Source organism: Spirosoma endophyticum (assembly GCF_900112365.1).
Classification (GTDB): Bacteria; Bacteroidota; Bacteroidia; order Cytophagales; family Spirosomataceae; genus Spirosoma; species Spirosoma endophyticum.
On the sequence record NZ_FOLQ01000001.1, the window covers coordinates 198397 to 224125 of the forward strand.

Below are 25729 nucleotides of genomic sequence, written 5' to 3' on the forward strand. Positions count from 1 at the left end.
TTGTCGAAAGGCAGTTATTCATCATTCATCATTCATCATTCATCATTCAAAAGATGCGCTACTCCATTATCATCCCTGTCTTTAATCGTCCCGATGAACTTCGTGAGCTACTGTCTAGTCTGACCAGGCAGACGTACCGGAATTTCGAGGTATTGGTGATTGAAGATGGTTCCCAGGACAAGGCGGATACAGTTGTGGCGGAGTTTGCAAACCAGCTCACCATTCGCTACTTCTTTAAAGAAAATTCCGGGCAGGGATTCACCCGCAACTATGGCTTCGAACGGGCCTCGGGCGACTATTTTGTTATTTTCGATTCCGACGCGCTGATCCCCGAGCACTACTTTTCCGTTGTCAACGAACGTCTTACCAACGATTGGCTGGATGCCTACGGTGGTCCCGACGCGGCTCATCCTGATTTCACGGCCGTACAGAAAGCCATCAGTTATTCGATGACGTCGCCCTTTACGACGGGTGGCATTCGAGGGAGCAAGAAAAACCTGGGTGGTACGTATCATCCCCGTAGTTTCAATATGGGGCTGTCCCGAAACGTTTGGGAGACCATAGGTGGGTATAAAATGAGTCGGATGGGTGAGGATATCGAGTTTGCCATCCGGATCATCGAAAACGGTTTTACGACGGGACTCATTCCGCAGGCGTTCATTTACCACAAACGCCGGACAAACTTCGGCCAGTTTTTTCGCCAGTTGCGTTTTTTTGGGCGCTCCCGCATCAACATCTCGCGTTACTATCCCGCTGAGTTAAAACTTGTTCATGCGATACCGTCGCTATTTACCTTGTTTTTAGTGTCAATACCTGTTTGGGCACTGATTAGTCGAGTACTCTTCGGGCTGGCAATCGGTGCGTTGGTACTGATTACTCTACTTATTTTCATGGATGCTACGCGCAAGGAGAAAAACCTGAACGTTGGTTTTTTGAGCGTAGTCGCCACGTTCGTGCAACTGACGGGATATGGAGTGGGCTTTTTAAGCGAAGGTTGGAAGAAGTTGAGGGAACCGAAAGGCTTTCGTGAAACGGGCGCCAGCCTGGAGTATCCGTCATGAACGTATCCGATCACTACGTCAATTGCCACTAATTCCTGCCATTGTATCGAATATAATAGTAAATTCGGCTTGTTCGTCGTTTACAATTCAGAAACATACATTCGATACAGCGCACTATGGCAAAGCTTGCTAAACCACCCGGTCAACGATTAGTTAAACAGATGAGTACGCGCACAAAGGGACTGATAGCCGCTCCCGTGGGTCTGCTCCTGTTTAGTGTGGGCTTGTGTGTGTTTAGTGCCGCTGCGGATGCTAAATATGCCGGCGCTCCATTTCGGCAGTGGTTTTTGTGGGGTGCCTACAGCCTTATTCTGATTAACGGAGGATTGTTGCTGTTCGGTCAGGCAGTCCGGTATCGGGCTCAGTTAGACTACCGCCGGTTTGTGCGTCGTGAACTTAAAAAGCGGGATCGTGAATGGAGTCGATTTCGCCAAAAACGAAAAACCTCGCCGACTAAGGGCGAGGCTTGATACGCTATAATTGGCTGAATACGTAAGTACCGCTATGAAAAAGCCTAGTACTTATTAGTCGCCTGATTAGGCTGCTTTCTTCTCGGCGAATGATGCCTTGATGGCTTCTATATCCACATTTTTGATCGTTGGCTTACGCAACAATTGCTTGATGGCATTGGTCTTGTTGTTAGCAATGGCCCGATTCCGACGCGCTTTACGCTTTAATTCCGTTACTCCCATGATTGTATCTTTTTATATATCAGTTCAAATCAATTCGCCAAACCCGTTGAGGTGGGAGCGATTAAAACGCAAAAATAGCGTTTTTACAGGAAAAAGTAAATGATAGTGGCTGATATCTAAAAAAAAGTCCCTAAACGTAGTGAGCCAGACGCTTGTTGCAGGGAGTTATTGGTAAGTCAGTAACTGATTCCAGGTAGGAACGAAACTTTGATCGGTTTAAATTGACTACTACTGTATTTGTTTATTTTGATAACCCGATTTTATGCATAGACTATAAAAGGATAATTATATTTTAACAATCGTACCAACTAGACGATCGAGGGTATAAATTGGCTTGTCTGATGTACATAGTGTATTTTATATGAAAGAGTATAATCTGATGTGGTGTGTTGTTAACTGTCTGTATGTGAGTCGATTAGTTGGGTAGATATAAGATAGTGTCCGTTTTATTTTATAATGCCAAATGCGTTCTTCCTGTTTCTTCTTGAATGCGAGTACGTCATGAATACCTTCTTTTAGTTTAGTATTATTGTAACTCAAAAATAGGAAACAGGCCGTAATAACTCACCTACTATATGACTTTATCGCAGCGCATACGTTTACTGTCGTTTGATGACCTGCTGACCATAGCTGATACTGTTGAAAAGGAAACCACCCGAAGAAACGACTTCATTAATTGTCTGGTAGATAGACAGGTGAAAGGATTGAAACTCACGATTAATACCCGTGATCTTTTGTACCGTATTGTCAATACCAAAGCGATTGTTCCGGCCTCCAAACCCAATGGAGACCTAACGATCAAAGACTTGTTTACCCTATTAAAAAAGGAGGATTGGCTGCATATCGAGTACCTGAATCCGCGGGCTTTTTTAGAAATTAAAGAGTCGCTGATTCGCCAAAAAGCGCCACTGGAAGAATACTATGGCTTGTTTGTCGAGAAAACGGCTAAATCGATCAAAGGCCTGAATCAACAGCTTATGCAGATCGTTGATGATGAGATTTACAAATAAGCGTTGCTTACTTAGGGCTGGTGCGGATTCCGCTTCTCTGACGATTTGCCCGCCGAACCCTCTTTTGCTTTAAGAGCGGCTTGTTTCCTGGAGGCAGGAGCCGAACCATCTGGTGAGGTAGCGCGATTAGTCGTGTTTGTGGGGGGCACATACATATAAGCCCGTGAAGCACCTTCGTCAGCAATGGTCATGCTGGCGGCATTGCTTGTGGCCGGGCGTTTTCCTGGAGTCAGGTAACCTGTACCGGTCGAAGCTGTTGAGCCGCCACTACGTCCACCTGTGGTCGACTGCGCCCAACTTTTTTGTGCAAAGCCTATTGTTAACAAAAGACCGGTTGCTACCAGGATCGTTTTCATAAGATATACTAGTCAAATCCCCGAATGACTCATTCGGGGATTTTGCTATTCGGTTCTTAATTGATTTTCTTGTCGATTGCTGTTATCGCATCCAGGTGTTTTTGCAGCGTTGGCAGTGTTTTTGCGGCAAATTCCTTGATACTTGCATCGTTCTTTTCGTCTTCGCTTGCTTTCTTGAACAGGTCGATGTCTTCTTTATGGTCGTCAACCATCATGCTGACATACTTCTTGTCAAATTCTTTCCCTGACAATTTAGCCAGTTCATTCACGTGCTCCTGTTCATCTTCGCCCAGCGTAGAGGGTAACGTAATGTTTTTGAGGGTAGCTATGGCTTTAAACTCATCATTGGCTTTCGAATGATCTTTTACCATCATGGCCCCGAAGTCCTTCACATCTTTACTCTGGGCTTTTTCCTGCGCTAACCGACCCAGTTCTACCTCCAGCATTCCACCATTGGCGGCCTTCACCGCAAACTCATTGGTGTCTTCTGGCTGACCGGTCCCGGCATCTTCTTTGGCGTCATTGGCATTCTCTGCGTTTTCAACGCTATCCGTGCTCTCTTTCTTTTTGTCGCTGCAAGCCTGGAAACTCAACGTACTAGCGGCTAGTAACAGCATCAAACTTATCTTTTTCATAACGTGATTGATTGGTGAATTACCTATACAACCATTAACAACGAGTTAGGTTTCGAATACCTTGTCAGGGGGCAAACTCACTGGACTATACAGTTTATTAATTAGACTAATTGATGATTTTAGACCGGTGGCGTATAAAGGCTTGATTTTGAGGTGATTTCGTAGATATTGCAGATAGCCTCTATACCAGAAACACCACTGTTCATGTCGTCTGCCTCTAACCAGAAAGCCAATTGGGCTATTTTTATTGTATACTGTATTATCGCGGGTTACGTGCTCTGGCAGCATGAGATGTGGCGGGATGAACTGCAAGCCTGGGGATTGGTGTCCAGTGCGGCTACATTGCCTGATTTAGTACATAATGCCCGCTATGAAGGGCATCCTATGCTCTGGTTTATTTTGGTCTGGCCGGTTGCCAAACTATGGACCAATCCCGTGGCCATACAGGTACTTCATGGCTGTTTAGCCGTGGCGACTGCCTATCTCCTTGTTTTTCGTAGTCCGTTTACTCTGTTTGAAAAAATACTTATTTTATTCAGTTATTATTTTATTTACGAATACGTAGCCATTAGTCGTAACTATCAAATAGGCATTTTGCTGATCTGTTTGATTTGCGTAGTATGGAAAAACCTGCATAAGAATTTCCTGCTAGTTAGTGGCCTGCTATTGGTGTTGTTTCAAACCAATATTTTTGCTTTTCTGGTCGGGTTAGGCCTGTCACTCGGCTTACTGGTAGAAGAATACCAGGCCAAATCTCTGTGGCCGTTGACAGGCAAGCACCTTATTGCCGCGTTTTTTATTCTAACAGGTATATTTTTTACCTCGCGCGCGATGCCACCAGCCGATTCGGGGTTTCTGAATGAGTGGACAAATGAATTTAAGGGAGAAACAGCGCTCTTTGCGCTGGCTGGTATAGCGCATGGCTTTTTGCCCCTAACCGATTTTTCTATTTATCACTTCTGGAATCAGTCCTATTTTCCGTTTGATATGACGGTTAAACTAATACTAGGGCTTATTCTGCTCATAATGGCGGTTTTCTCGATGCCCAAAGACCGAGTCGCCCTGGTTATTTTATGTGCGTCGATCCTGTTTATTTTTGTTTTTACCTACGTAAAACCCCGGGGAAATTTACGGCATTTTGGGCATTATATGATTGTTCTACTGGCTGCCTACTGGATTCAGGCCGATAAGCGGCCGGGCGATCAGACGGGGAACGTAACGATTGGATATTTTGGTATCCTGGTTCTTATTATCCAGGTGATGGCTGGTGTCAATGCCCTATACAGAGATATACGATATCCCTTTTCAATGGCAAAAAACGTAGCGGCCTACATTCAGAAAAATTATCCTGAAAATGTCGTTGTGTCAGGTGTGTTTCAGGATTATTTGACGGCGGTGAGGTGGTATTTGCAGAAACCAATTTACTACCTGGATATTCAGGAATATGGTTCTCATGTTCTTTTTAGTAAAAGCAATTGGAACGATACGTTGAACAGGCAGGCTGATTCCGTTACGTATGCAAGACATATAGGTTTCAGCCAATTGCACACGCCATCCCTGTTAATCATGTCTTATCATTCGCTACCCGAGTCGGGTCATAATCCGTATGTGGGGGAGAAAGACACCCTGCGCACTCGTGACGGAGTGTATGTATTTACATGCGTCAAAAAATTTGAAGGGTCCATTACGGCCGAAGATTACTATTTGTTTGGTGTAAGCAAACTGGCTAAACGACCTGACATGTCAGGTCGTTTAGCCAGGGCCTTTCGTAGGTGACCTGAACAGAAGCAAGACGAACTATTGGACAAATTTCTGAGTTATTCAGACAAAATTCCTACCTTTATTGTATGGTTACTCCAGATCGCACAGCCCTTGTTTTCCTGGCACTCAAAGGTGTTCCGGCGACTCATTTCTTCGAGATTGCTGACCTGACGGGCTATAAACGTGAACAACTGGCGGAGGTTTTCGATACGTCGCTCAAGACGTTCCAACGTTACGAACGTGAGCAAAAAAAGCTTAATCCGCAGGATAGCGAGAAGATACTTAAAATCATGGCGCTGTTTCAAACGGGTGAATCCGTTTTCGGTACGGGTAGTGCCTTCCGGCGGTGGATGGACAAGCCAGCGTATGGGTTAGGGAATCAGATTCCATTCGATCTGTTGCATACGTCGGGTGGGATTGACCTGGTTATGGACGAAGTCATCCGCATTGAATACGGCGACCTGGCCTGACGAATGCTTGTCTATCGAATTACAAAGGCGATATACGCCGATCGGCTGGTGGCATCTGGTGGGGCGGCCCGCTGGAATGGTCGGGGTCAGTTTGTTATTTACACGGCAGCTACGCGGGCGCTTGCCTGCCTCGAAAACGTGGTGCACCGCAGTGGGGAGGGCCTGCTGGATAATTTTCGGGTGATGAGTATTGATATTCCCGATACTCTGTCCGTCGAGATTATTGACCCTGACCGATTACCACCTGACTGGTATGACTTTAGCCAATACGATGCCTGTCAGCAGATAGGAGGGGAGTGGCTTCGGAAAGGCCAGTCGGCCGTTATGCGCGTACCATCGGCCATCATTGCCAATGAGTGTAATTACCTCCTGAATCCAGCTCACCCTGAATTTCCCCATATCAAATTAGTCGGTGTGGAGCCCTTCATATTCGATCCACGGATTAAATCCTAGGGGAATTTCCCTTAGTCGATCGACCAGTAACGTAAAAATCTACCGTACTTGATTTGATACGTTTTAGTTGAAATAGAATTGTATTTCATTTAGATGATAAAACGGTCCGATGAGCGGCTCACGGGCTACATAGACCGGCTATTCTTGTGCCTTTTTTAGGCCATTATAAGGCGTATTTACGGGATTATTCTGTTTTCTCCTGAAATTTTTGTATATTTGTGTATAGCGTGGTTTACACGTATTGTGTGAGCCATAATAGTAATTTTCTGAGAAACTCCTTGAACACATGGCGGAACAAAACCCCGACCTCGAATCCCCCAGTAACATCATTCCCATTAACATTGAGGACGAAATGCGTGGTGCCTACATTGATTACTCAATGTCGGTTATCATTTCCCGCGCGTTGCCCGATGTTCGTGATGGCCTGAAGCCGGTGCACCGCCGGGTGTTGTTCGGAATGGCTGAACTGGGCGTTAATTACAACAAACCACATAAGAAGTCAGCCCGTATCGTTGGGGAGGTGTTGGGTAAATATCACCCACACGGTGATGCCTCTGTCTACTCGACCATGGTTCGTATGGCCCAGGACTGGTCGCTACGGTATCCACTGGTCGATGGTCAGGGAAACTTCGGCTCTATTGATGGTGATTCTCCGGCCGCTATGCGGTATACCGAAGCCCGGTTGAAGCGAATAGCGGAAGAACTGCTCACCGATATTTATAAGGAAACGGTAGACTTTCAACCCAACTTCGATGATTCGCTCGAAGAGCCAACGGTTATGCCGGCCAAATTGCCGAACCTGTTGCTCAATGGATCGTCGGGTATTGCGGTGGGTATGGCTACCAATATGGCACCTCATAACCTGACCGAAGTTGTAGATGGCATCACGGCTTATCTTGACAACAACGATATTACGGTTGAGGAGTTGATGCAGTACGTCAAAGCGCCTGATTTCCCAACGGGGGCTACGATCTACGGGATGGAGGGCGTTAAGTCGGCCTTTAAGACCGGTCGGGGACGGGTGGTGATGCGGGCGCATGCGACGATTGAAGAAAATCGGGGCAAAACCCAGATCATCGTAACGGACGTACCGTATATGGTCAATAAAGCAGAAATGCTGGAAAAAACGGCCGAACTCATCAATGATAAGAAGATCGAGGGCATTGTGGCGTTCCGGGATGAATCGGACCGGGATGGCCTTCGGGTGGTTTATGATCTTCGCCGGGATGCCATTCCGAACGTCGTACTGAATAACCTGTATAAGCATACAGCCCTGCAATCATCTTTCAGCATCAATAACGTAGCACTTGTGAAAGGGCGGCCGTTGTTGTTGAATCTGAAAGATATGATGAAGTATTACGTCGAACACCGCTTCGAAGTAGTAACGCGCCGGACACAGTACGAACTTCGGGAAGCTGAAAAGCGGGCGCATATTCTGGAAGGTCTCCTGATTGCGCTCGACCATATTGATGCGGTCATTACGTTGATCCGTTCGTCGCGCGATGCTGACATCGCCAAAAATGGGTTGATGGAGCAGTTCTCGTTGAGCGAGCTACAGGCCAAAGCGATTCTTGAAATGCGTTTGCAGCGTCTGACTGGTCTGGAGCGGGATAAACTTCAGGCAGAGTATGACGAGCTGATGCGTGAGATTGCCGACTACAAAGAAATTCTGGCCAGTGAAGAACGCAAGCGGCAGGTTATAAAAGATGAACTCGCTGACATCCGTGCCCGCTATGGGGATGAACGCCGTACGGAGATTAACCCGCTTGGGGATGGCAACATCAGTGACCTGTCGCTTATTGCCGATGAGGACATGGTGATTACCATTTCGCATGAAGGCTATATCAAACGGACACCAACGACCGAATACCGGTCGCAGAGCCGGGGTGGAGTAGGGGCGAAGGCGGCCGGTACCAAGGAAGAAGACTTTACAGAGCATCTGTTCACGGCCACCATGCACAACACCCTGCTGGCGTTTACGCAGAAAGGGCGTCTGTACTGGTTACCCGTTTATGAATTACCCGAAGGTACACGAACATCGAAAGGTCGGCCATTGGCGAATTTCATCAATATCGAATCCGATGATAAAGTGCGGGCGGTCATTAACGTAACGGATCTCAAGAACGAGGATTACATCAACAATAACTACATTGTGATGTGCACACGCAAGGGGACGATCAAGAAAACCATGCTGGAAGCCTATTCACGTCCGCGGCAGAATGGGATCATTGCCATTACCATTGATGAGGATGATCAACTCCTGGGCGTTTGCATGACCAATGGCGATAACGACATTGTTATTGCCTCCAGTGCGGGTAAAGCTGTCCGGTTCCACGAAAGTCGTGTTCGTCCGATGGGACGTACCGCGGCTGGGGTACGGGGTATCTCGCTCGATGATGACGATACGACAGATCACGTAGTGGGGATGGTTTGCATCTCGTCTACCGATGCCCAATTGCTGGTCGTTTCCCAGAATGGATACGGGAAACGTTCTGATATTGACGGGTACCGTATCACAAACCGGGGTGCTAAAGGGGTCGGTACGTTGAAAATAACGGAGAAGGTCGGTCGCCTGGTGGCCGTGCTGGACGTAGCAGATAATGATGATCTGATGATTATCAATAAATCGGGGATTGCGATCCGGACACCCGTTGCCAGCATTAGTGTCATTGGCCGGAATACCCAGGGCGTACGCTTGATTAGTCTGCGCGACGGGGATGAAATATCATCCGTAACAAAAATAAAACAAGAAGAAGGCGTGGAGGTAACGCCGTCTGAACCGGAACCTATTGTTGACTAGTCGTTGATTAACAGCCTCTAGTGTCCAGTACATTGAGCCGTCCAGTTGATTTAATCGTCGAGCTGGGCGGCTCAAACAATTTAGGTCAAGTCATGCTTATACAGACAGATTCCGTAATTTCGTTTCTGAAAAGAAAACACAACCCCATTTAAAACATGAAACAAGTTTTTGTAATCCTCGTAGCGTGTTGCCTATCGGTAGGTGCATACGCACAGCAAGCGGCTGCGGGCGCTGGCGCGTCGGCGTTAGATCAAGCAGCCATGGATAGCTTTAAGAAGGAAAAGGAAAAAAGCGATAAAGATATTGCAGATCCTAAAGCTTCTGCCAAGGCCAGTACCTGGATGGATCGGGCTAAGACGTATCAGAACATTGCTGGCCAGTATATTCGAATTGATTCGGCGGCTGCAACAACGGCTTACGATGCCTTCAAAAAAGTCATAGAGCTGGATAAGGACAAAAAAGGTGGTCCTGGTAAATTAGCCAAAGAAGCGGAAGAAGCATTGAAAGGTCAGGCGATGTATGGTGCTTTCATGCAGCAGGGGGTAGCCAAGTTCCAGGCTAAAAACTACGCCGATGCTATGAAGTCAATGACGGTTGCGGGTGAAATTAACCCTAAAGATACGTTAGCGCCCCTTTACACGGCCATCGCTGCGCAGCAAATTAAAGACAATGCGACAGCGAAGACACAGTTAGAAAAGTACATAGCCGGGGGTGGGAAAGATGCCGCTATCTACGGTTCGCTGGCGATGCTCTATCGGGGTGATAACGAAGTTGATAAAGCTATAGCTGCACTGGATAAGGGTATCGCCTTAGCGCCGGGCAATAAAGATCTGGCTAATGAGAAAATCAATCTGATGCTGACATCGAACCGGATGGATGAGGCCATTACGGGTATGAAAGCGATGGTAGAGAAAGATCCTAACAATGTGCAGAATCTAGTAAACCTGTCGATTGTCTATAACAACATTGCGAGCAAAGGAGACGAAGAAATTCGTAAACTCGAAGGGGATACGAAAAAGGGCGGTAACACGGCCAAGCAACTGACAGACAGCAAAAGCATTATCGATGCCTACAACAGCGAAATTACCCGGCTGGGTGGGTTGATCAAAAAACAGCCAAAGAATGCCGATCTGAAACGCCAGCTAACTGATGTTCAGAAAAAATTAGCTGAGCAGAAAACGGAAATGACCAAGCTGGAAGCAGATGCAAAAGCCGCAGCAGCTAATGCGGGTGCCGCAGCTGATTCGGAAAAACGATTGGCAGAGCTGAAACAGAAAAAAGCAGAAACGAAAGCGCTGGAGAAGCAATACCTGGAGAAGGCATTGGCAGTGGATGCAAACAATTACGATGCCAATTATGCGATGGGTATTTTTGCATTCAATGAAGCGGTTGAACTTAAGAAGGCTGTTGATAAAATGGATATGGCTGAATACAGTAAAGTCGGTAAAGAAGCGGATGGTAAAGTGTGTGGAAAATTCAAGCAGGCGTTACCTTACTTCCAGAAAGCCAAAACGGTTAAAGACGAACCTGAGCTGACGGATAATTTAACGAATACAGAAAATATTTTGAAGCAGTACGAAGAGAAGAAGATCGTATGTATCGAAAGTAAGTAAGAGGAATAGGGCCGGTACTATAAGTATTGGCCCTATTTATTAACCAATTTACTTAACATAATATAAATTATACAACAAAAGTGGTACGTTACTTTATGGATAACTAACGTAGAATCCACGTGGAACACTAAAGCATTGCTTTACAGTGAGTTACGTATTTTATTAATAAAATGGCCTCTGTGAGCTTAAAAGGGGCTTTTTAAAAACAGTAGCGGAGTAAGTTTTATAACCTAATGATAGCGAACGTATTAATTTAAAAGCCACGAGTTAGTAAACTAAGGTTAAATGTGAAGTAAGAAAATAAGTGTGATAGGCAAGCCGGATTTCAAACGAACTTACATTAAGACATGTCATTTAGATATGCTACAATTAGTTTTGCAGAGCAATACGTTCAGGATTATTATGCTTATTATTAGGGTTGTTGTCAACACGCTATCAGATACGCATAAAATAAAGCTAAATGCCTAAGTGGCTAATATCACTAGTGTATAGTAGACTCTATTGCCTCCGTTTAAATTCGAATAATTATTGACATTTAGGGTCGACTAGTTTGTTGGAGTATATTCCCGGAATGATCCATCCGTGTAAAAAATTAAAATTCGTTCTACTTTTTTTTCATTAGTCAATACAGGCTGTTCTATTACTGGTGCAGAAGGTTCTACGAATGCCGATGCTGAGACACCCGCTGGTGGAATCTCATTGCGCTGACTCCGAATAGTAATAGGTTGTGGCGCGTAGGAAACCGGTGCTGGTCCAGCGCCAAATTGATCAGGTGTCGATCGCATGGCCGATAAGCCACTACGAGTTGGGTACCCTGATGGAGACGTGGTGAATTGATTTTCTTCTTCCATAATCCACTCATAGCCCAACTCAGGAAATCGTCGAATTATTTTTTGAATAATATCGAAGCTAGGGCGATTACGACCAGAAAGAATGTGTGATATGCTAGATCGTTGCACACCAATCTCATCAGCGAAGTAAGACGGCGTCAAATTTTTATCAATTAGAATCTGCTTAATTTTATCATTAATGCCCATGGTGGTAATATTTAGCTGTTGAATGACAAATATAAACGTAAATTATTTATGTAGTTTACAAGTAATATAATTTACAAATATAAAAGGCGCACCATGTTTTTGTGCGCCTTTGTAAAATTTAACTATGTATGTATTTATGTAAAGTTTAGAAAGTTAACCTATAGTCTATATTACACTGATACGTTATTTTCACGTAACGCATCGTTCAACGAGGTTTTTAGATCTGTAGACAATTTTCGTTGGCCAATAATAATAGCACAGGGTACGTGAAATTCACCAGCAGGAAATTGTTTAGCATAACTTCCAGGAATTACCACAGAATTAGCCGGTACAAATCCTTTATACTCGATAGGTTTAGCACCAGTTACGTCAATGATCTTGGACGAGCCTGTAATAGTTACCCCTGCTCCCAGTACAGCCCTTTTACCAATATGAGCTCCTTCGACTACAATGCAGCGCGATCCAATAAAAGCACCATCTTCAATAATAACCGGAGCTGCCTGGGGTGGTTCTAGTACACCGCCAATGCCTACACCGCCACTTAGGTGAACGTCTTTTCCGATTTGAGCGCAACTGCCAACCGTTGCCCAAGTATCAACCATGGTACGCTCATCTACATACGCACCAATGTTTACATACGATGGCATAAGGATTACGCCGGGTGCCTGGTAGGAACCGTAGCGGGCTACTGCTGGCGGAACAGCGCGAACCTTCGCTTCGGCAAAATTTGTTTTTAAGGGAATCTTGTCATTGAAGGTAAAAATACCCACTTCTTCGGCCTTCATTTGCTGGCTAACAAAGTAGAGTAAGATAGCTTTTTTTACCCACTCATTAACCGTCCACTTGCTGGATTCGTCGGCTGGAGGAGTTGCAACCCGGAGTACTCCCCTATCTAATTGATCAATTACGTTTCGAATAAGTTGAATTGATTCGGGATTCGCTAACAGTTCTCTATTAGCCCAGATGTTCTCTATTTCGGTGGTCATTAAGATAAAGTAATTGTTTATATATATCAATATAAATTTCTGGTAATCAGTATATTATATATATCAGCAAAATTTTCTTTGGTATATAAAACATTCTATTGGTTCACTCTATTAAGCTGATTCAAAGGTAATCATTAGACGTGTATAGTTGAAATATATGGTTTAAATATTTTTTTAATGCCCCTTTTTATCTAGCCGAATGCCCTATGATCTACCGGGTTTCAGAACTTGTGAACAATACATCGAACAGGCATGATTAACACTGAACGAATGGTAAAGTTTATGGAAATAAGGATTCGGTGCAGAAAGCATCTAGGTGGTTCTGAAAATAGATCCATACTTTACTAACAGAGCTGGTGACGGTCACTTATGATGACTATTGATGAGTCACAAGAGCACAAGCTAATTTCAATATTCTTTTATAAAGTAGTAGCTTCTACAGGGAGCGTTTTGAGCGTACTAGTAACGTAGCATTAATAATTTCTTTTTACGCTGGTGGTGGCGTGCCATAATCTTAATAAGCTGTACACTTTGCAGTGTACAGCTTATATATTGGCGACGAACACTTCTGCATCCGATTGTAATACTATTTAAAAGTACCTCTTCATCTGGATCTGGTTACAGTTCAAGCATTCTCCACACTCAAAGACGTACTTATAGTTCTCTAGTAACGATTTGACGATTAATTATACGTATGATGGCTACGGTCTCTTAGAATACGGCATGGTATGTTTGAATTAATCATTATCTGACTAAGTAGACAAACTTACTTATAGGATCCATTGAATCGACTTCAGAATTTAGTATTAGTTGCGCTTAATAAGTTTGAATCGGTATGAAAGCGTAATTAGATAAAGAGACATAAAAGTATATCTTAATTAGTGGATAGTAGTAAGTAGTCCCCTACCTAATTAGTAAAACAATGAGAACACTATTTAGTAAAATAACAACAAATTAGCATACTAAATAGAAAATACTAGCAATATTAGTATAAATTACTAACATTGCTAGTATTTTTAGTAATTCGGCTATGTTTTACTAATATTTACGCAAAATTTTACCGTTTTACTAAAGCACCTCTCCTATTTTGCTAAATACTATTACTTATTCGGTTTATTACGTACCTTATTTAATCCGTATATTTGTCACGAAAACAAACCAATTTTCTCTGTTCATGGAAAAAATACGTGTTGCTATTAATGGATTCGGCCGCATTGGACGATTATCATTCAGAAAGTTACTAGAAAAAGAAAACATTGAGATCGTAGCTATAAACGACCTTACAGACAACGCAACATTGGCTCATTTACTGAAATATGATTCTGTACATGGGAAATTTAATGGCGAAGTCGCTTCAGATAACGAGAGCCTAACCGTAAATGGAACACGTATCAATGCATATGCCGAACGTGATCCTAAAAAACTACCCTGGAAAGAATTAAATATTGATGTAGTATTAGAATCAACGGGACGTTTTGTTGATGAAGCAGGTGCTGGCCAGCATCTGGAGGCCGGTGCTAAAAAAGTAGTGATTTCAGCTCCAGCAAAAGGCAACATTCCTACAGTTGTTCTTGGTGTCAACGACGATACACTAACCGGGAACGAAACGATCGTATCGAATGCTTCCTGCACCACCAACTGCCTGGCGCCAATGGCAAAAGTTCTGGACGATGTATTCGGTATTGAAAAGGGCTACATGACGACAATCCACGCCTACACCGCCGATCAAAATCTACAGGACGCTCCTCACTCCGATCTACGTCGGGCTCGGGCTGCTGCTTTATCAATTGTACCAACATCAACGGGCGCTGCGAAAGCTGTAGGATTAGTATTACCCCAGTTAAAAGGAAAACTGGACGGCTATGCATTACGTGTGCCAACGCCGGATGGCTCATTAACTGACTTGACAGTCATTCTGAAAAAAGAAGCTACGGTTGAAGAAATCAACAATGCCCTCAAGGAAGCCTCTGAAACGTCGCTCAAAGGGTATCTGGAGTATTGCACCGATGAGATTGTATCTATCGATATCGTGGGCAACTCTCACTCCTGCATTTTCGATTCTAAATTGACATCTGCCAACGGTACGCTCGTAAAAGTTGTTGGCTGGTATGATAATGAGTACGGGTACTCTAGCCGCGTAGCTGATTTAATTGTAAAGCTATTTAGTTAAGTGAACAACTCAATAAGAACAGATATGTAAATTTACAGTTGTGTACAATTGTAGGTTTACATTTATATAGTAACCGGGTGTAGTTTGTTAAACTGCACCCGTTTTACATTGTAAATAGTTGATTGTAAATCCTCTAGCAAAGAACAATTGTTCGTATCTAGTTTTAATTCCTAAATGTAAATTATTCAATGAAGACTCATATAAGTTAGTTGTATATTGTAAATTTACAAATCCCAATTGACTAACGGTGCCCAAACTATACGCGAATAGCTCAGGATTATCTGTTTTTAAATGCAACATCCCATCCGACACGAGTAGCTTTTTATAAAGCTCAAGAAAACGTGGATGAGTCAATCGATGTTTCTCCTGCTTAGGGCGGGGCTGTGGATCAGGAAATGTAATCCATATTTCATTTACCTCCCCCTCCAGAAAAAATTCAGCCAGGAAATTTATGTCTGTACGTAGAAACGCTACGTTGGTCAGCCCCAATGTCTGGGCGGCCTGTGAGCCTCGGGCAATGCGATCACCCTTAATGTCTACGCCAATAAAATTAGTCTCAGGAAAAGCCTGTGCCAGGCCGACAGTATACTCGCCTTTACCGCACGCCAGTTCCAGGACAATGGGATTTTCGTTCCTGAAATAATCATCGCGCCAGCGACCACGGATGGTTTTATAAAGTGGTTTACCTATTTCAATAACATTATTACTTTCGGCATTTTGCAGAAAGAACTGGTTTTTACGACGCGTCAAGGTATTATAAATCGATTAGTTCGGCAATGGTGTAGTTACTGCCCGTTATAAGAATTAAATCGTTGGGAGAGGCTTGCTGTAGCGCTACAGCAAGGGCCGTGTTAACGTCGGCAAATATGTCACCCAGCAGACCCACCTCAGCGGCTTCAACCTGCAAATCAGTAGCCGCCAGCGAACGGGGTGTGTTAGCCTGACAAAAGTAATACACCGCCGTTGGTGGCAGGGTCGCCAGCACGTTAGCACGTTCCTTATCGGCTACCATACCAATGATAATGCGCAGGACCTCATACGGTAGTGTTTGGACCGTTTCGAACAACGCGACTAAACCCGCCTGATTATGCGCTGTGTCGGCGATAACACGCGGAGAGTTTTGAATCGTCTGGAAACGGCCCTTCAAACCGGTCAACGACGTAACAGCGGCTAATGCCTTTTCTACGTCACCGGCTGATACCGGCAATTGCAATTGTAACACCTCGACGGTTGTTAGCAACGTGGCCAGATTACGGAGTTGGTAGCTACCCAGCAGATCCAGTTCAATTGTCCGGGGAGAAACCCCACCATGTGACACAGTCGCTTGTCGAAATCCATTGACAACACCATTGTCCTCAACCGCATACTGTTGATCGGCGAATGTAATGGGGGCTTGAAGCGATACCGCTACGTCCCGGAAAACGTCAACCGTTTCAGGCTGGGTCTCTCCTATTATCACTGGTGTGCCTGCTTTGATGATACCTGCTTTTTCACCCGCAATCTGGGGTAACGTATCACCCAGAATGTCCGTATGATCGTAGCTGATATTCGTAATGACCGAAGCCATAGGGGTTATAACATTCGTCGAATCGAGTCGCCCCCCTAACCCCACTTCGATAATAGCCACCTCAACGGCCTGTTGCGCAAAGAAGTCAAATGCCATAGCCACGGTTACCTCGAAAAAGGATGGCTCAATGGTTTCAATTAATGCCCGATGCTTTGTTACAAACGCAGCAACAACGTCCTCCCCAATCGGCTGGCCATTGAGCCGGATACGCTCGGTAAACGCTTTCAGGTGGGGGGAGGTATACAGACCCACCCGGTAGCCCGCCAGTTGATAAATGGCGGCCAGCATGTGTGAGGTGCTCCCTTTCCCGTTCGTTCCCGCTACGTGAATACTGCGGAACTTCTGGTGAGGGTTGCCAAGCGCTTCACACAAGGCGAGCGTATTCCCTAATCCCGGCTTAATCGCTTTGGAACCAATCCGATGAAAAACGGGGAGCCGACTGTATAGATAGTCGATTGCTTCCGGGTATTGCATTAATCTTTAGACTTAATAATAAACGTAATGGTGCCGCTCGATGTAGGGGGAGTAGCTCCTCCTTTGGGACGAAGCCGGAGTTTTTGAACCGCTCTCCGGTACGCTTCCCCGACAGAAGGACTTACTGTACTTTGCAACTGCCGAACGGACGTAATTTCGCCATCACCATCTACCGTGATCTTAAAGACAATTTTACCCGTTTCATCCGAGTCATCATTGACATTTGGCTTACTGGCCATCGACCAGCCCGATACGTCAAAGGCGACTCCTGTTGGGGCACCGCCCGGTGTACCGTAAAACTCCTTTGCATTAATTTTGCCGTTGGGATTTCCCTTGTCACCTACCCCACTGGCATCGTCGCCGTTATTGTTGCCCCCGGTGCCGGAGGCTTTCCCTATGGTGCCGTTCGAGCCCCCCCCGCCCGACGATTTTTTAAAAAGTGCATCATTATTCACCGTTTCCACTTTTTTGGGCGGAGCCAGGGGCGCCACCTTCTCGACCGGAGCCGTTGCCTTGGGCGATTCAACGCGTTTAGGTTCAGGCCGATCGGGTACGGTAACGGGACTTTCGGTTTTACTGGCAATCACCGGTTTCTCCGTAACGGTCTTAGCCGGTTTCGCATCCTCAACTTTCGGACTGGGCGTTACGTGGGTTTTCTCAATCCGTGGGGTTGTGTTGACCTTGGGATTCGGGGTTTTCTCAGCGGGTCTCTTTTCCTCCGGATCAGGTGAATCCGACGCCTTGTTATGCGTCTGGATTCGACCACTCCCCCGGTTTGTCGTACCGAAATTCACTTCCACGAATTGGATTGGGGGCGGGTTAGGAACGGTTTGCGAAAGGTGAACAAGTAATAACAACGCGATTAAAAGTACGTTGATAATAAGCGCACCGGCTAAGGATTTCACCCGAATGTCGTCCTCATTCTCGAATGTTATACGGGTCATACAGTACGTATGGTTTAGTCTTTTTGATCGGTTATGGTCTTATAACGCTGGCAATGTCCGCTTCGTTATATTGACCACTGAGCAGATTAATTTCTGAGTAAGCAAAGTAACAGAAAATACCGGATAGATACCCACGCTAACCGGCTGCTTTAGTAATCTTTACTAATTATGTTTGCAATTTGCAGCCCGAATGTCCAGATTTTAGTATGCCTATTCTTCAACCAATCGTCAACATCGCCGAATTACTCTACCAGAAAGGAATTATTGATGTTTTGGTTTCGCCCGGTTCCCGATCGGCGCCACTCACACTAGCCGTTGCCCGACATCCTCATCTACGCATCCGGGTGGTGGCAGATGAACGATCAGCCGGATTTATCGCCCTCGGAATAGCGCAACAAAGTCGGAAACCGGTGGCCGTTATTTGTACATCAGGGAGTGCAGTCTATAATCTGGCTCCTTCGGTAGCCGAAGCGTTTTTCCAGCAGGTACCCCTCCTGCTCCTCACCGCTGACCGGCCTCACGAATGGCTCTACCAGCAGGATGGACAAACCATCGATCAACCGGGGATATTCGGGTCGCAGGTAAAACGTAGTTATGATCTGCCTGCCGATTATGCCCACCCCGACTCCAGCTGGTTCATCGAGCGGTCGATCAACGAAGCGATTACCTTAACTCGGTCTTATCCCGCAGGGCCGGTGCACGTGAACATCCCGCTACGGGAACCCTTTTACCCAACAGCCGGGGAAACGTTCCAGTTCGAGCGTGTACGCACTATTGATACGCTTACAGGAATACCAACCCTGGCTCCCGACACCTGGCATCAGCTTCTTACAGTATGGGAACGTAGCGAACGGATATTAATCGCCGTGGGACAACTTCCAAGAGACCCGAATCTGCTACGTATACTCCGAAAAATAAGCGAAGAGCTAGGTATTCCAGTTGTTGGCGAAATTACCGGTAATATCCCTGTTAATGAGTTGTTTATTACCCATACTGATACGTTCCTAACACCGTTAGATGATGAAACAGGCAACATGCTACGTCCCGATCTGCTCGTAACCATCGGCAACTCGTTTCTAACGCGAAATCTAAAAACCTTCTTCCGGAAATACCCGGCTCATCAGCACTGGCACATACAGCCCATGGTTGACCGGATCACGGATTCGTTCCAGAGCCTGACTACACTGATACCCTCCGACCCGCTGCTGTTCCTGGAAAAACTATTTGCCGATGTCGATTACCAGCGGTTTCTCCAGGGCGACGATGACGATGATAGTCACGAATACCTGAATCAATGGCTCGCTCTTGACCGACAGGCTGCCCAACACATTGACAAAACGCTCAATCAACCCGATACCCCGCTCACCGACTGGTCGGCCGTTCAGGTTGTGCTGGAACAACTTCCCAACAACTCTATACTCCACCTGGCCAATAGTATGCCCGTACGCTATGCTAACCTCTGCGGGATTCATGAAAGGCAACAAATCAGCGTCTCGGCCAATCGGGGGGTTAGCGGGATTGACGGCTGTTTGAGTACGGCAGCGGGTGCCGCCCTGGCAACGGATCAGATCGTGACCGTCCTGATTGGAGATGTCGCCTTTTTCTACGACCGTAATGCACTCTGGTCGGCACCGGTACCCCCCAACCTGCGGATTGTCTTACTCAATAATGATGGGGGACATATCTTCCGAATCATTGACGGCCCCAGCCGTCAGCCGGAACTGGAAACCTATTTCGAAACACCGCACGGGTACACCGCCCGTAATACGGCGGAAGATGCACACCTAACGTATCAGGTGTGCGATTCGCTCGAAACACTAGGTTCCCTCCTACCTGATTTTTTTCAACCGGGTCAACATGCTAAACTCCTGGAGATTTCAACGGATAAGTTTATTAACCAGGAACAATTTCTGGCTTACAAGACGACTATAAAATAATCGACTAGTCTTTAAACTACACCTGTAGTTATAGTTAATGGGTGAGCATTTTCAAGATGATATACGATTAGAAAATGGCTGGTCGTCCCAGTTACTCAGTTTATATGAAGTATTCCTGTTGTAATATGACTACCAAACTTTTTTGTTAGTAATTTTCAACCTTATCATTCTATAACACGATCGGCTGTAACCAAGTTAGGAGTAAACAGCCGCTGTGAAGCTTTATTTTTGAAACCAACTACTTATCTCTCCTCGCTTACCTCGCTTCGGGGAATAGCGGCCCTGCTGGTTATTTTTCTGCACATTGATGCCATTTGCTTTAAACTAGCCCCGGCAGGTAGCCATTTTTTTATACGAAAGGGGTATCTGTGGGTTGATTTTTTCTTCCTGCTCAGTGGATTTATCATGGTGCATGTCTATGGACATTCGTTTTCGGCGAATAGCAACCTGCACCTATTTAAACGCTTTATGTGGGCGCGCTTTGCCCGCATTTACCCGTTACACCTGTTCTCGTTTTTATGCATGCTTGCTTTCTACTTCTGGTATAAAGCAAGCAATACGTTAACTACATTCGACCATCAGCTCTATAACCTGAACGCAATTCCCACCAATCTTTTATTAATCCATGGGTTGGGCGTGCATCCATTTCTTAGCTGGAATGCTCCTTCCTGGTCGATAAGTACAGAATGGTGGATGTATGTGCTCTTTCCCCTGCTGCTACTGCTCTTCCAAAGAACAACGCCCTGGAAACGATGGGGTATCTTATCTTTCATTATGGCTGGTTATCTGTTCATTAGTTACTACTTACACCCGTTGTCTACGGTAAACTCACCTTATCCTGACTTGACCAAAGTAAACTCGATTGATGTTACGTACGACTATGGATTTATCCGGTGTTTTTTCGGTTTCCTTTTCGGTATGCTTATCTATGACCTGTATAAAATAAAATGGCTTTTCGCCACCTTGAAAAGCAGTCTTTTATGGACAGGTATGGTAGCGCTGGTTTTCATTACGTTAAGCATCAATATACCGGATACGATCACGGTACTTCTTTTTGCCGCTATTGTGTTGATGAGTGCGTATAACACGGGAGCGGCTAATGCCTTTCTGAATCTGAGACCGTTCTTATTTCTGGGTGATATTTCTTATTCATTATATTTAATGCATCTGCCGATTATGTATTTCCTGTTGATCTACATAAAGCGCTTTCCATCCATTACCCTCAATGCGAGTATGCCTGTTTTATGGATGTACAGTTTTGCCTATATTACGATTGTCCTATTGATTTCTACGCTGACCTATAAATTGATAGAATTACCCATGCGTAACAAATTGAACCAACTTACGAAGAAAACCAAGCATTCGGAAAAAAGCCTGGTTTCGTAAATGTTCCAGAAGATAGTCAATAACCATATTCCCAACCAGTACGACTCATTTACTGTAGCCATTAGTCAATCGTACGCTTATGCAGGATCGTAAGTTTCCCATCGGCCCCCTGGTTCTTCAGCCAACTTACACCCCCGACGAACGTCGATACGCTATTGAGGTGCTTGAAACCAGTCCATCTCATTACCGGCAATTAGTCGAACACCTCTCCCCCGATGACTTAGCCAGAACGTATCGGGAAGGTAGCTGGACCATCCAGCAGCTGGTGCATCATGTTGCCGACATACAGCTACTTCACTATTTCCGCATGAAGAAAGCGCTCACGGAACCTGACTATGAAACAGCGACGATGATTGATATGAATGCCTGGGCTACTACGGCTGATGCAACCACGGCCCCCATTGAGGATTCGCTTCTCTTGTTTGACGGAGTCAACCGTCGATACGTTTGCCTGGCAAAATCACTGGATAGCACAACGCTGGCCATTCGCTATTACAATCCGGTGCGTCAGTTCTGGGTTGATCAGGCCCAGGCGCTGGCCATGTCGGCCTGGCATGTACAACATCACCTGGCTCACATCAGGCTGGCCTTAGCTTCCTGATAAAAAAGGTATAAAATTGGAGGAAGCCTTCCAACGGGAGCGTACAAAATAAGGTCTCTACGGTACACTACGCCCTTATTGACGATGAAAACCTATCTACTTCTCCTTTTTGTATCCTTAGGCGGGATGGCCTGCCAACCCAATGACGCATCGACCTTCGGCATCGACCCGCAACTGAGTACGTATACAGACGAAGCATCCATGACCAAAAAGCTGATTTGCGGTTCGATTAATTGTGAAAACCCATCCAGCGAAGAAGTTTATACGTATAATTCCACCGGGCAAGTAGCCCGTATGGAACAATTTGGTCGCGCGGTTTCCGGCAAGATGGAACGGTTCGGGTATACCGACTACCTGTATAGCCCGAACGGTCAGCTTAGTAGCAAAGTTACTTATGGGAAATACGGGAATACAACCACCTGGGTCCCCTACAACGAGTCCACCTTTGTGTATACCAACGGGGTATTGAGCCAGGAACAGATGTATTTCAACCAACACAGCCCGGAGCAGCGCGTGTTAACAGGTACAGTTGACTACACATTTCAGGACGGTAAAAAAACGGAGCAGAAATGGTTCGATGCCCAGCATACTCTGAATCGTCGGGTTGTTAACGAATACCGAAACAACACGCTCATTCGTGAAACCTGGTATGGGGCCAACGACGTAGTGTTCCGGCGTTTTGAGCATCGGTTTGCCGACAATCGCCGTCAAATCAGCGAATACCTGCCTAACTCGACCGAACAAATTTCGCTGGTAGAGAAAACGTATGATGCGCAGGGGCGTCTGACCAGTGAAGAGACAAAAGTAAATAACCCCCTCCTCTGCTCAATGATATCCGGTGTTATTCGCTACGTTTATTAAAAATTTACCGACAACGGAGCACACGCTCGCGTTTGGCCGACAGATCACCGACTGATTCGCCCCGTTGCCAGGCCGCGCAGGCCGCCATTTTATTCCCGGTTGCCCATTCGGCCAGGCCAATGGCATAATACAACTCGTCGACGGCTGCGTCCAGCTTTTCCGCCCGTCTGAATTCGGGGAGTGCCTTGTCCGGTTCTTTAACGCTCAGGAAATAGAGCCCCAGGGTTTGATGCGCCCAGGCATTCTGACCGTCGAGCCGAAGGGATTCCTGCACCAGGGGCACCGCTTCGGTTGGGCGATCCAGTTTCAGGAGTAGAAACGCCTTATTGTTCAGGTAATAGGGTTGATTCGACCGTACGGCTAATGCCCGCTCTACATAAGTGAGAGCCTCAGCGTAGTTTCCGGCATGAGCCAGTAATAAACTCTGGTTGTTCAGCGCGGCATCCTGATTAGGATTTAGTTGCAACGCCCGCCGAATGTCCTGATCAGCCTGTTCATAAGCTTTTTGACTGAAAAATAAGGCACCCCGATTCGTGAGGGCTTCTACGTTATCTGGCTGGAGCTGAACGGCCCGGTCGTAGGCTGCCTGAGCCTCTGCCGGTTTGTTGAGCCGTACATACGTATCGCCCAGCCGGGTTTGATAAAAGGTAGAATCTGTATACTGTTTTTCGATACGTTGTAAATCGGCCAGACTACCCGAAACGTCACCGGTTTCCAGGCGAACCTCTGCCCGGTTAAAATAAGCCGTGCCAAAATCAGGGTCGGCGTCGATAGCCCGGGTATAATCGGCGAGGGCACCTTCCCGATCGTCGTTTCGAAATTTTGCTAACCCCCGATTACTGTACGCATCCGCAAAGTCAGGCTTTTTCGCCAGCGCTTCCGAATAATACCGGATGGCTTCCCGATACTCGCGTTTCTGCAATTGTACATTACCTTTCAGAAAAAACTGAGCCGCTTCATCGGTAGTATTGGAGCAGGAAAGGTTGATTAGTGATGAATGATAAATGATGAATACCCAAATGAACGAGTGGCAGAAAGAGTTGTCTACCTTTGTCAGTCTATACCCCATTGTCAAAACTAGTAATCATTCCTCATTAATCATTGTTACCATGCGTTTCGTTCAGGATATACCACACCCTCACTTCCGTATTGGACTCTACGCCTGGAACGGTAAATATATCGTCAAAATCGAAGCAGGCCCCTATGAACAAACGTACAAGATCAACGAAATGGATATGGTTGACCCCACCGCTGTGCACCAGATGCTCGACGAGCCGTTTCTTGATCGGGTCACAAAACGATTTGGAGAAATGGATACCGATTGGCAGGAAGCGGGCAACAGACACGATGTATTCTGATTGATACCTACTACTACGTTCAGTAAGGAACAAAAAAGATCGGTCGATGAGAAGAGCCTTCCTCTCATCGACCGATCTTTTTTGGCATCTATTTTATTAGTCAGGCAGGTTAAAGGCCTGTTTAACGGCGGCATAATCATTGAAATCAACCGCCCCCACACGACCTTTTACACTACCGTACACTACGACGATACGATATTGCGGATAGGTAGCCAGCATGGTCCGATATACCTGATCTGGCTGAAACAACAGTTCCGGAATTGGATCATATGTGCCCGAAGAGGTGTTCAGAATACCTGAAAATATAAAGATCTTCGGCGAAAAGTAATTTTGGCCCAGAACATCCGTAACAATCTGGTACCTGGTGTAATCGTTGATATTGTTGGTCGTACGACCGGGAATTTTGACGGCGGCTGTTACGGTGTCCTGCTTGATACGTTCTACCAGCGTATAACCGGACGTCTGATCGAACGTAAGTTGTCCAAACTTATAGTAGACATAAATGACGCCCCTATCGATCGCGTCTTTTGTAAGCAAGGTATTTGACGTACTTGCCGGCACCAGTTGAACCCGGCTAAGGTTCGGGTATTTGAAAACAGTACCGCTTATATCAACGGCCTTCCAATCCGTGTAAACAACATTGGCATTACCCATTGGCCCGGTGGCACCCGCTACACCACTGGCTCCGGCAGGGCCCGTTGCACCTGCTGCTCCAGTCGCACCTGTTGCTCCAGTCGCACCCGTTGGTCCGGCAGGTCCTTCGGGACCTTTACAGGAAATAACAAGCATGAGCAACAGGGCTACCAGCCCGGTTCCGAATGTAACAAAGTGAGAAAAACGTACTTTCATAGTTTTAAAAGTTAAAAATGAATTTAGAATGAAAAGGCCCGACAAGTAATCTGGATCGATGACTTGCAAAAATCGTCAATATACAGCAATCTTTTGTATTCTACCCATTTTCAAAAATACAACAATTGATTCTAGGTAAGCGCACCTGAAACTAAAAATAGTACTAAACCCTATCAATAAGCCTATAACAGACTATATCTATCGTATCGGATAATAAAACAATACCAATCATTGGTCAGCACAGCGTTATTGGCTGAATGTATTCCAGGTGCTCTTTACCAGTCGATCATGGGTATAACTAACTAAACCAGGCTGCTGTTTGACAAGCGCATCAGGCATTGCTTCATTCAATGCCTGTCTCGGTCCCTCATCCGGCTGATAACCAGTAAAATGAGAGGATTAGCACGGAGCCAGAAGCAACAGAAATATGCATAATACCATAGGATAAAACGGGTTTTTTATCTAGTGGCTAATTACAGGGACGGGTTTTTTAGCACCCGTTCAAACTTATGCTCACCGGAGAGTAAAGGTATCCGGCTCATGTATAGGGAATAAATTTTGCCTATGCCTATGCCTATTAGGCCCTAACTTTGTATAACCGCTCCTTATCGTCCATAACCAGAAGTTGGGCACCCGTCGAACTTAATCAATGCCAATAGGTTTTATATTTGTACATGTATAAGACGCCGGAGTAACCCGGCGTTTCGT

The 25729-nt window shown here is 45.7% G+C and carries 24 protein-coding genes; 14 read left to right on the forward strand and 10 right to left on the reverse strand.

Annotated features, from left to right (window positions below; translation table 11 throughout):
* Positions 1-53: 53 nt before the first annotated feature.
* Positions 54-1061, forward strand: coding sequence for a glycosyltransferase family 2 protein (locus BM202_RS00765; RefSeq protein WP_093823550.1), 1008 nt, complete (start codon positions 54-56; stop codon positions 1059-1061).
* Between the two features lie 116 nt (positions 1062-1177).
* On the forward strand, positions 1178-1531 hold the full coding sequence (locus BM202_RS00770; protein WP_093822566.1) for a hypothetical protein: 354 nt from the start codon (positions 1178-1180) through the stop codon (positions 1529-1531).
* 66 nt (positions 1532-1597) lie between these two features.
* Here the strand turns inward: BM202_RS00770 and BM202_RS37030 are convergent, their stop codons facing one another.
* Positions 1598-1753 carry a hypothetical protein gene (locus BM202_RS37030; protein WP_177236477.1) on the reverse strand — a complete coding sequence of 52 codons (156 nt, stop codon included), beginning with the start codon at positions 1751-1753 and terminating at the stop codon, positions 1598-1600.
* Between the two features lie 575 nt (positions 1754-2328).
* On the opposite strand from BM202_RS37030, the gene BM202_RS00775 reads away from it, so the two are divergent.
* Positions 2329-2763: a hypothetical protein gene (locus BM202_RS00775; RefSeq protein WP_093822567.1), complete on the forward strand. Its 435-nt coding sequence runs from the start codon at positions 2329-2331 to the stop codon at positions 2761-2763.
* An 11-nt stretch (positions 2764-2774) separates the two neighbouring features.
* Here the strand turns inward: BM202_RS00775 and BM202_RS38035 are convergent, their stop codons facing one another.
* Complete coding sequence (locus tag BM202_RS38035; RefSeq protein WP_245776470.1) at positions 2775-3119, reverse strand: hypothetical protein; 345 nt, start codon at positions 3117-3119, stop codon at positions 2775-2777.
* A 56-nt stretch (positions 3120-3175) separates the two neighbouring features.
* On the reverse strand, positions 3176-3754 hold the full coding sequence (locus tag BM202_RS00785; RefSeq protein ID WP_093822568.1) for a DUF4142 domain-containing protein: 579 nt from the start codon (positions 3752-3754) through the stop codon (positions 3176-3178).
* Positions 3755-3958: 204 nt separating this feature from the next.
* Between BM202_RS00785 and BM202_RS00790 the strand changes: the two genes are divergently transcribed.
* The 5 genes from BM202_RS00790 to BM202_RS00810 all read left to right on the forward strand — a co-directional run bounded on the left by BM202_RS00790 (position 3959) and on the right by BM202_RS00810 (position 10851).
* The gene (locus BM202_RS00790; RefSeq protein WP_093822569.1) at positions 3959-5530 is read left to right on the forward strand and encodes a hypothetical protein; all 1572 of its coding nucleotides are present in this window, start codon (positions 3959-3961) and stop codon (positions 5528-5530) included.
* A gap of 71 nt (positions 5531-5601) precedes the next feature.
* Positions 5602-5985 carry a type II RES/Xre toxin-antitoxin system antitoxin gene (parS, locus tag BM202_RS00795; RefSeq protein ID WP_093822570.1) on the forward strand — a complete coding sequence of 128 codons (384 nt, stop codon included), beginning with the start codon at positions 5602-5604 and terminating at the stop codon, positions 5983-5985.
* 3 nt (positions 5986-5988) lie between these two features.
* On the forward strand, positions 5989-6438 hold the full coding sequence (locus BM202_RS00800) for an RES family NAD+ phosphorylase (RefSeq protein WP_093822571.1): 450 nt from the start codon (positions 5989-5991) through the stop codon (positions 6436-6438).
* Between the two features lie 286 nt (positions 6439-6724).
* The gene (gene gyrA / locus BM202_RS00805) at positions 6725-9238 is read left to right on the forward strand and encodes a DNA gyrase subunit A (protein WP_093822572.1); all 2514 of its coding nucleotides are present in this window, start codon (positions 6725-6727) and stop codon (positions 9236-9238) included.
* 155 nt (positions 9239-9393) lie between these two features.
* Positions 9394-10851, forward strand: coding sequence for a tetratricopeptide repeat protein (locus tag BM202_RS00810; RefSeq protein ID WP_093822573.1), 1458 nt, complete (start codon positions 9394-9396; stop codon positions 10849-10851).
* Positions 10852-11396: 545 nt separating this feature from the next.
* On the opposite strand, the gene BM202_RS00815 is transcribed toward BM202_RS00810, so the two are convergent.
* Positions 11397-11888, reverse strand: coding sequence for a helix-turn-helix transcriptional regulator (locus BM202_RS00815; RefSeq protein ID WP_093822574.1), 492 nt, complete (start codon positions 11886-11888; stop codon positions 11397-11399).
* Positions 11889-12058: 170 nt separating this feature from the next.
* The gene (locus tag BM202_RS00820; protein ID WP_093822575.1) at positions 12059-12874 is read right to left on the reverse strand and encodes a 2,3,4,5-tetrahydropyridine-2,6-dicarboxylate N-succinyltransferase; all 816 of its coding nucleotides are present in this window, start codon (positions 12872-12874) and stop codon (positions 12059-12061) included.
* A gap of 1174 nt (positions 12875-14048) precedes the next feature.
* Here BM202_RS00820 and gap point away from each other — a divergent pair.
* Complete coding sequence (gene gap / locus BM202_RS00825; protein WP_093822576.1) at positions 14049-15044, forward strand: type I glyceraldehyde-3-phosphate dehydrogenase; 996 nt, start codon at positions 14049-14051, stop codon at positions 15042-15044.
* 87 nt (positions 15045-15131) lie between these two features.
* Here the strand turns inward: gap and trmB are convergent, their stop codons facing one another.
* The 3 genes from trmB to BM202_RS00840 are packed head-to-tail and all read right to left on the reverse strand — an operon-like array spanning position 15132 to position 18029.
* Entirely contained in the window at positions 15132-15794 is a 663-nt protein-coding gene (trmB, locus tag BM202_RS00830) for a tRNA (guanosine(46)-N7)-methyltransferase TrmB (RefSeq protein ID WP_093822577.1), read from the reverse strand.
* A gap of 4 nt (positions 15795-15798) precedes the next feature.
* Positions 15799-17085, reverse strand: coding sequence for a bifunctional folylpolyglutamate synthase/dihydrofolate synthase (locus tag BM202_RS00835; protein ID WP_093822578.1), 1287 nt, complete (start codon positions 17083-17085; stop codon positions 15799-15801).
* Positions 17085-18029, reverse strand: coding sequence for an energy transducer TonB (locus BM202_RS00840; RefSeq protein WP_093822579.1), 945 nt, complete (start codon positions 18027-18029; stop codon positions 17085-17087). The genes BM202_RS00835 and BM202_RS00840 overlap by 1 nt, the downstream gene beginning before the upstream one ends.
* A gap of 206 nt (positions 18030-18235) precedes the next feature.
* Between BM202_RS00840 and menD the strand changes: the two genes are divergently transcribed.
* The 4 genes from menD to BM202_RS00860 all read left to right on the forward strand — a co-directional run bounded on the left by menD (position 18236) and on the right by BM202_RS00860 (position 22814).
* The gene (gene menD / locus BM202_RS00845) at positions 18236-19966 is read left to right on the forward strand and encodes a 2-succinyl-5-enolpyruvyl-6-hydroxy-3-cyclohexene-1-carboxylic-acid synthase (RefSeq protein ID WP_093822580.1); all 1731 of its coding nucleotides are present in this window, start codon (positions 18236-18238) and stop codon (positions 19964-19966) included.
* Positions 19967-20194: 228 nt separating this feature from the next.
* A complete protein-coding gene (locus tag BM202_RS00850; protein WP_177236478.1) occupies positions 20195-21352 on the forward strand; it encodes an acyltransferase family protein in 1158 nt (385 codons plus the stop codon).
* A 79-nt stretch (positions 21353-21431) separates the two neighbouring features.
* The gene (locus BM202_RS00855) at positions 21432-21953 is read left to right on the forward strand and encodes a DinB family protein (RefSeq protein ID WP_093822582.1); all 522 of its coding nucleotides are present in this window, start codon (positions 21432-21434) and stop codon (positions 21951-21953) included.
* Positions 21954-22037: 84 nt separating this feature from the next.
* A complete protein-coding gene (locus BM202_RS00860; protein WP_143100612.1) occupies positions 22038-22814 on the forward strand; it encodes a hypothetical protein in 777 nt (258 codons plus the stop codon).
* Between the two features lie 4 nt (positions 22815-22818).
* Here BM202_RS00860 and BM202_RS00865 read toward each other — a convergent pair whose 3' ends face one another.
* Positions 22819-23883: a tetratricopeptide repeat protein gene (locus BM202_RS00865; RefSeq protein WP_093822584.1), complete on the reverse strand. Its 1065-nt coding sequence runs from the start codon at positions 23881-23883 to the stop codon at positions 22819-22821.
* A 40-nt stretch (positions 23884-23923) separates the two neighbouring features.
* Here BM202_RS00865 and BM202_RS00870 point away from each other — a divergent pair, with 40 nt between their 5' ends.
* The gene (locus tag BM202_RS00870; RefSeq protein WP_093822585.1) at positions 23924-24172 is read left to right on the forward strand and encodes a hypothetical protein; all 249 of its coding nucleotides are present in this window, start codon (positions 23924-23926) and stop codon (positions 24170-24172) included.
* A 96-nt stretch (positions 24173-24268) separates the two neighbouring features.
* Here the strand turns inward: BM202_RS00870 and BM202_RS37035 are convergent, their stop codons facing one another.
* The gene (locus BM202_RS37035) at positions 24269-25021 is read right to left on the reverse strand and encodes a hypothetical protein (RefSeq protein WP_093822586.1); all 753 of its coding nucleotides are present in this window, start codon (positions 25019-25021) and stop codon (positions 24269-24271) included.
* Positions 25022-25729: the final 708 nt, after the last annotated feature.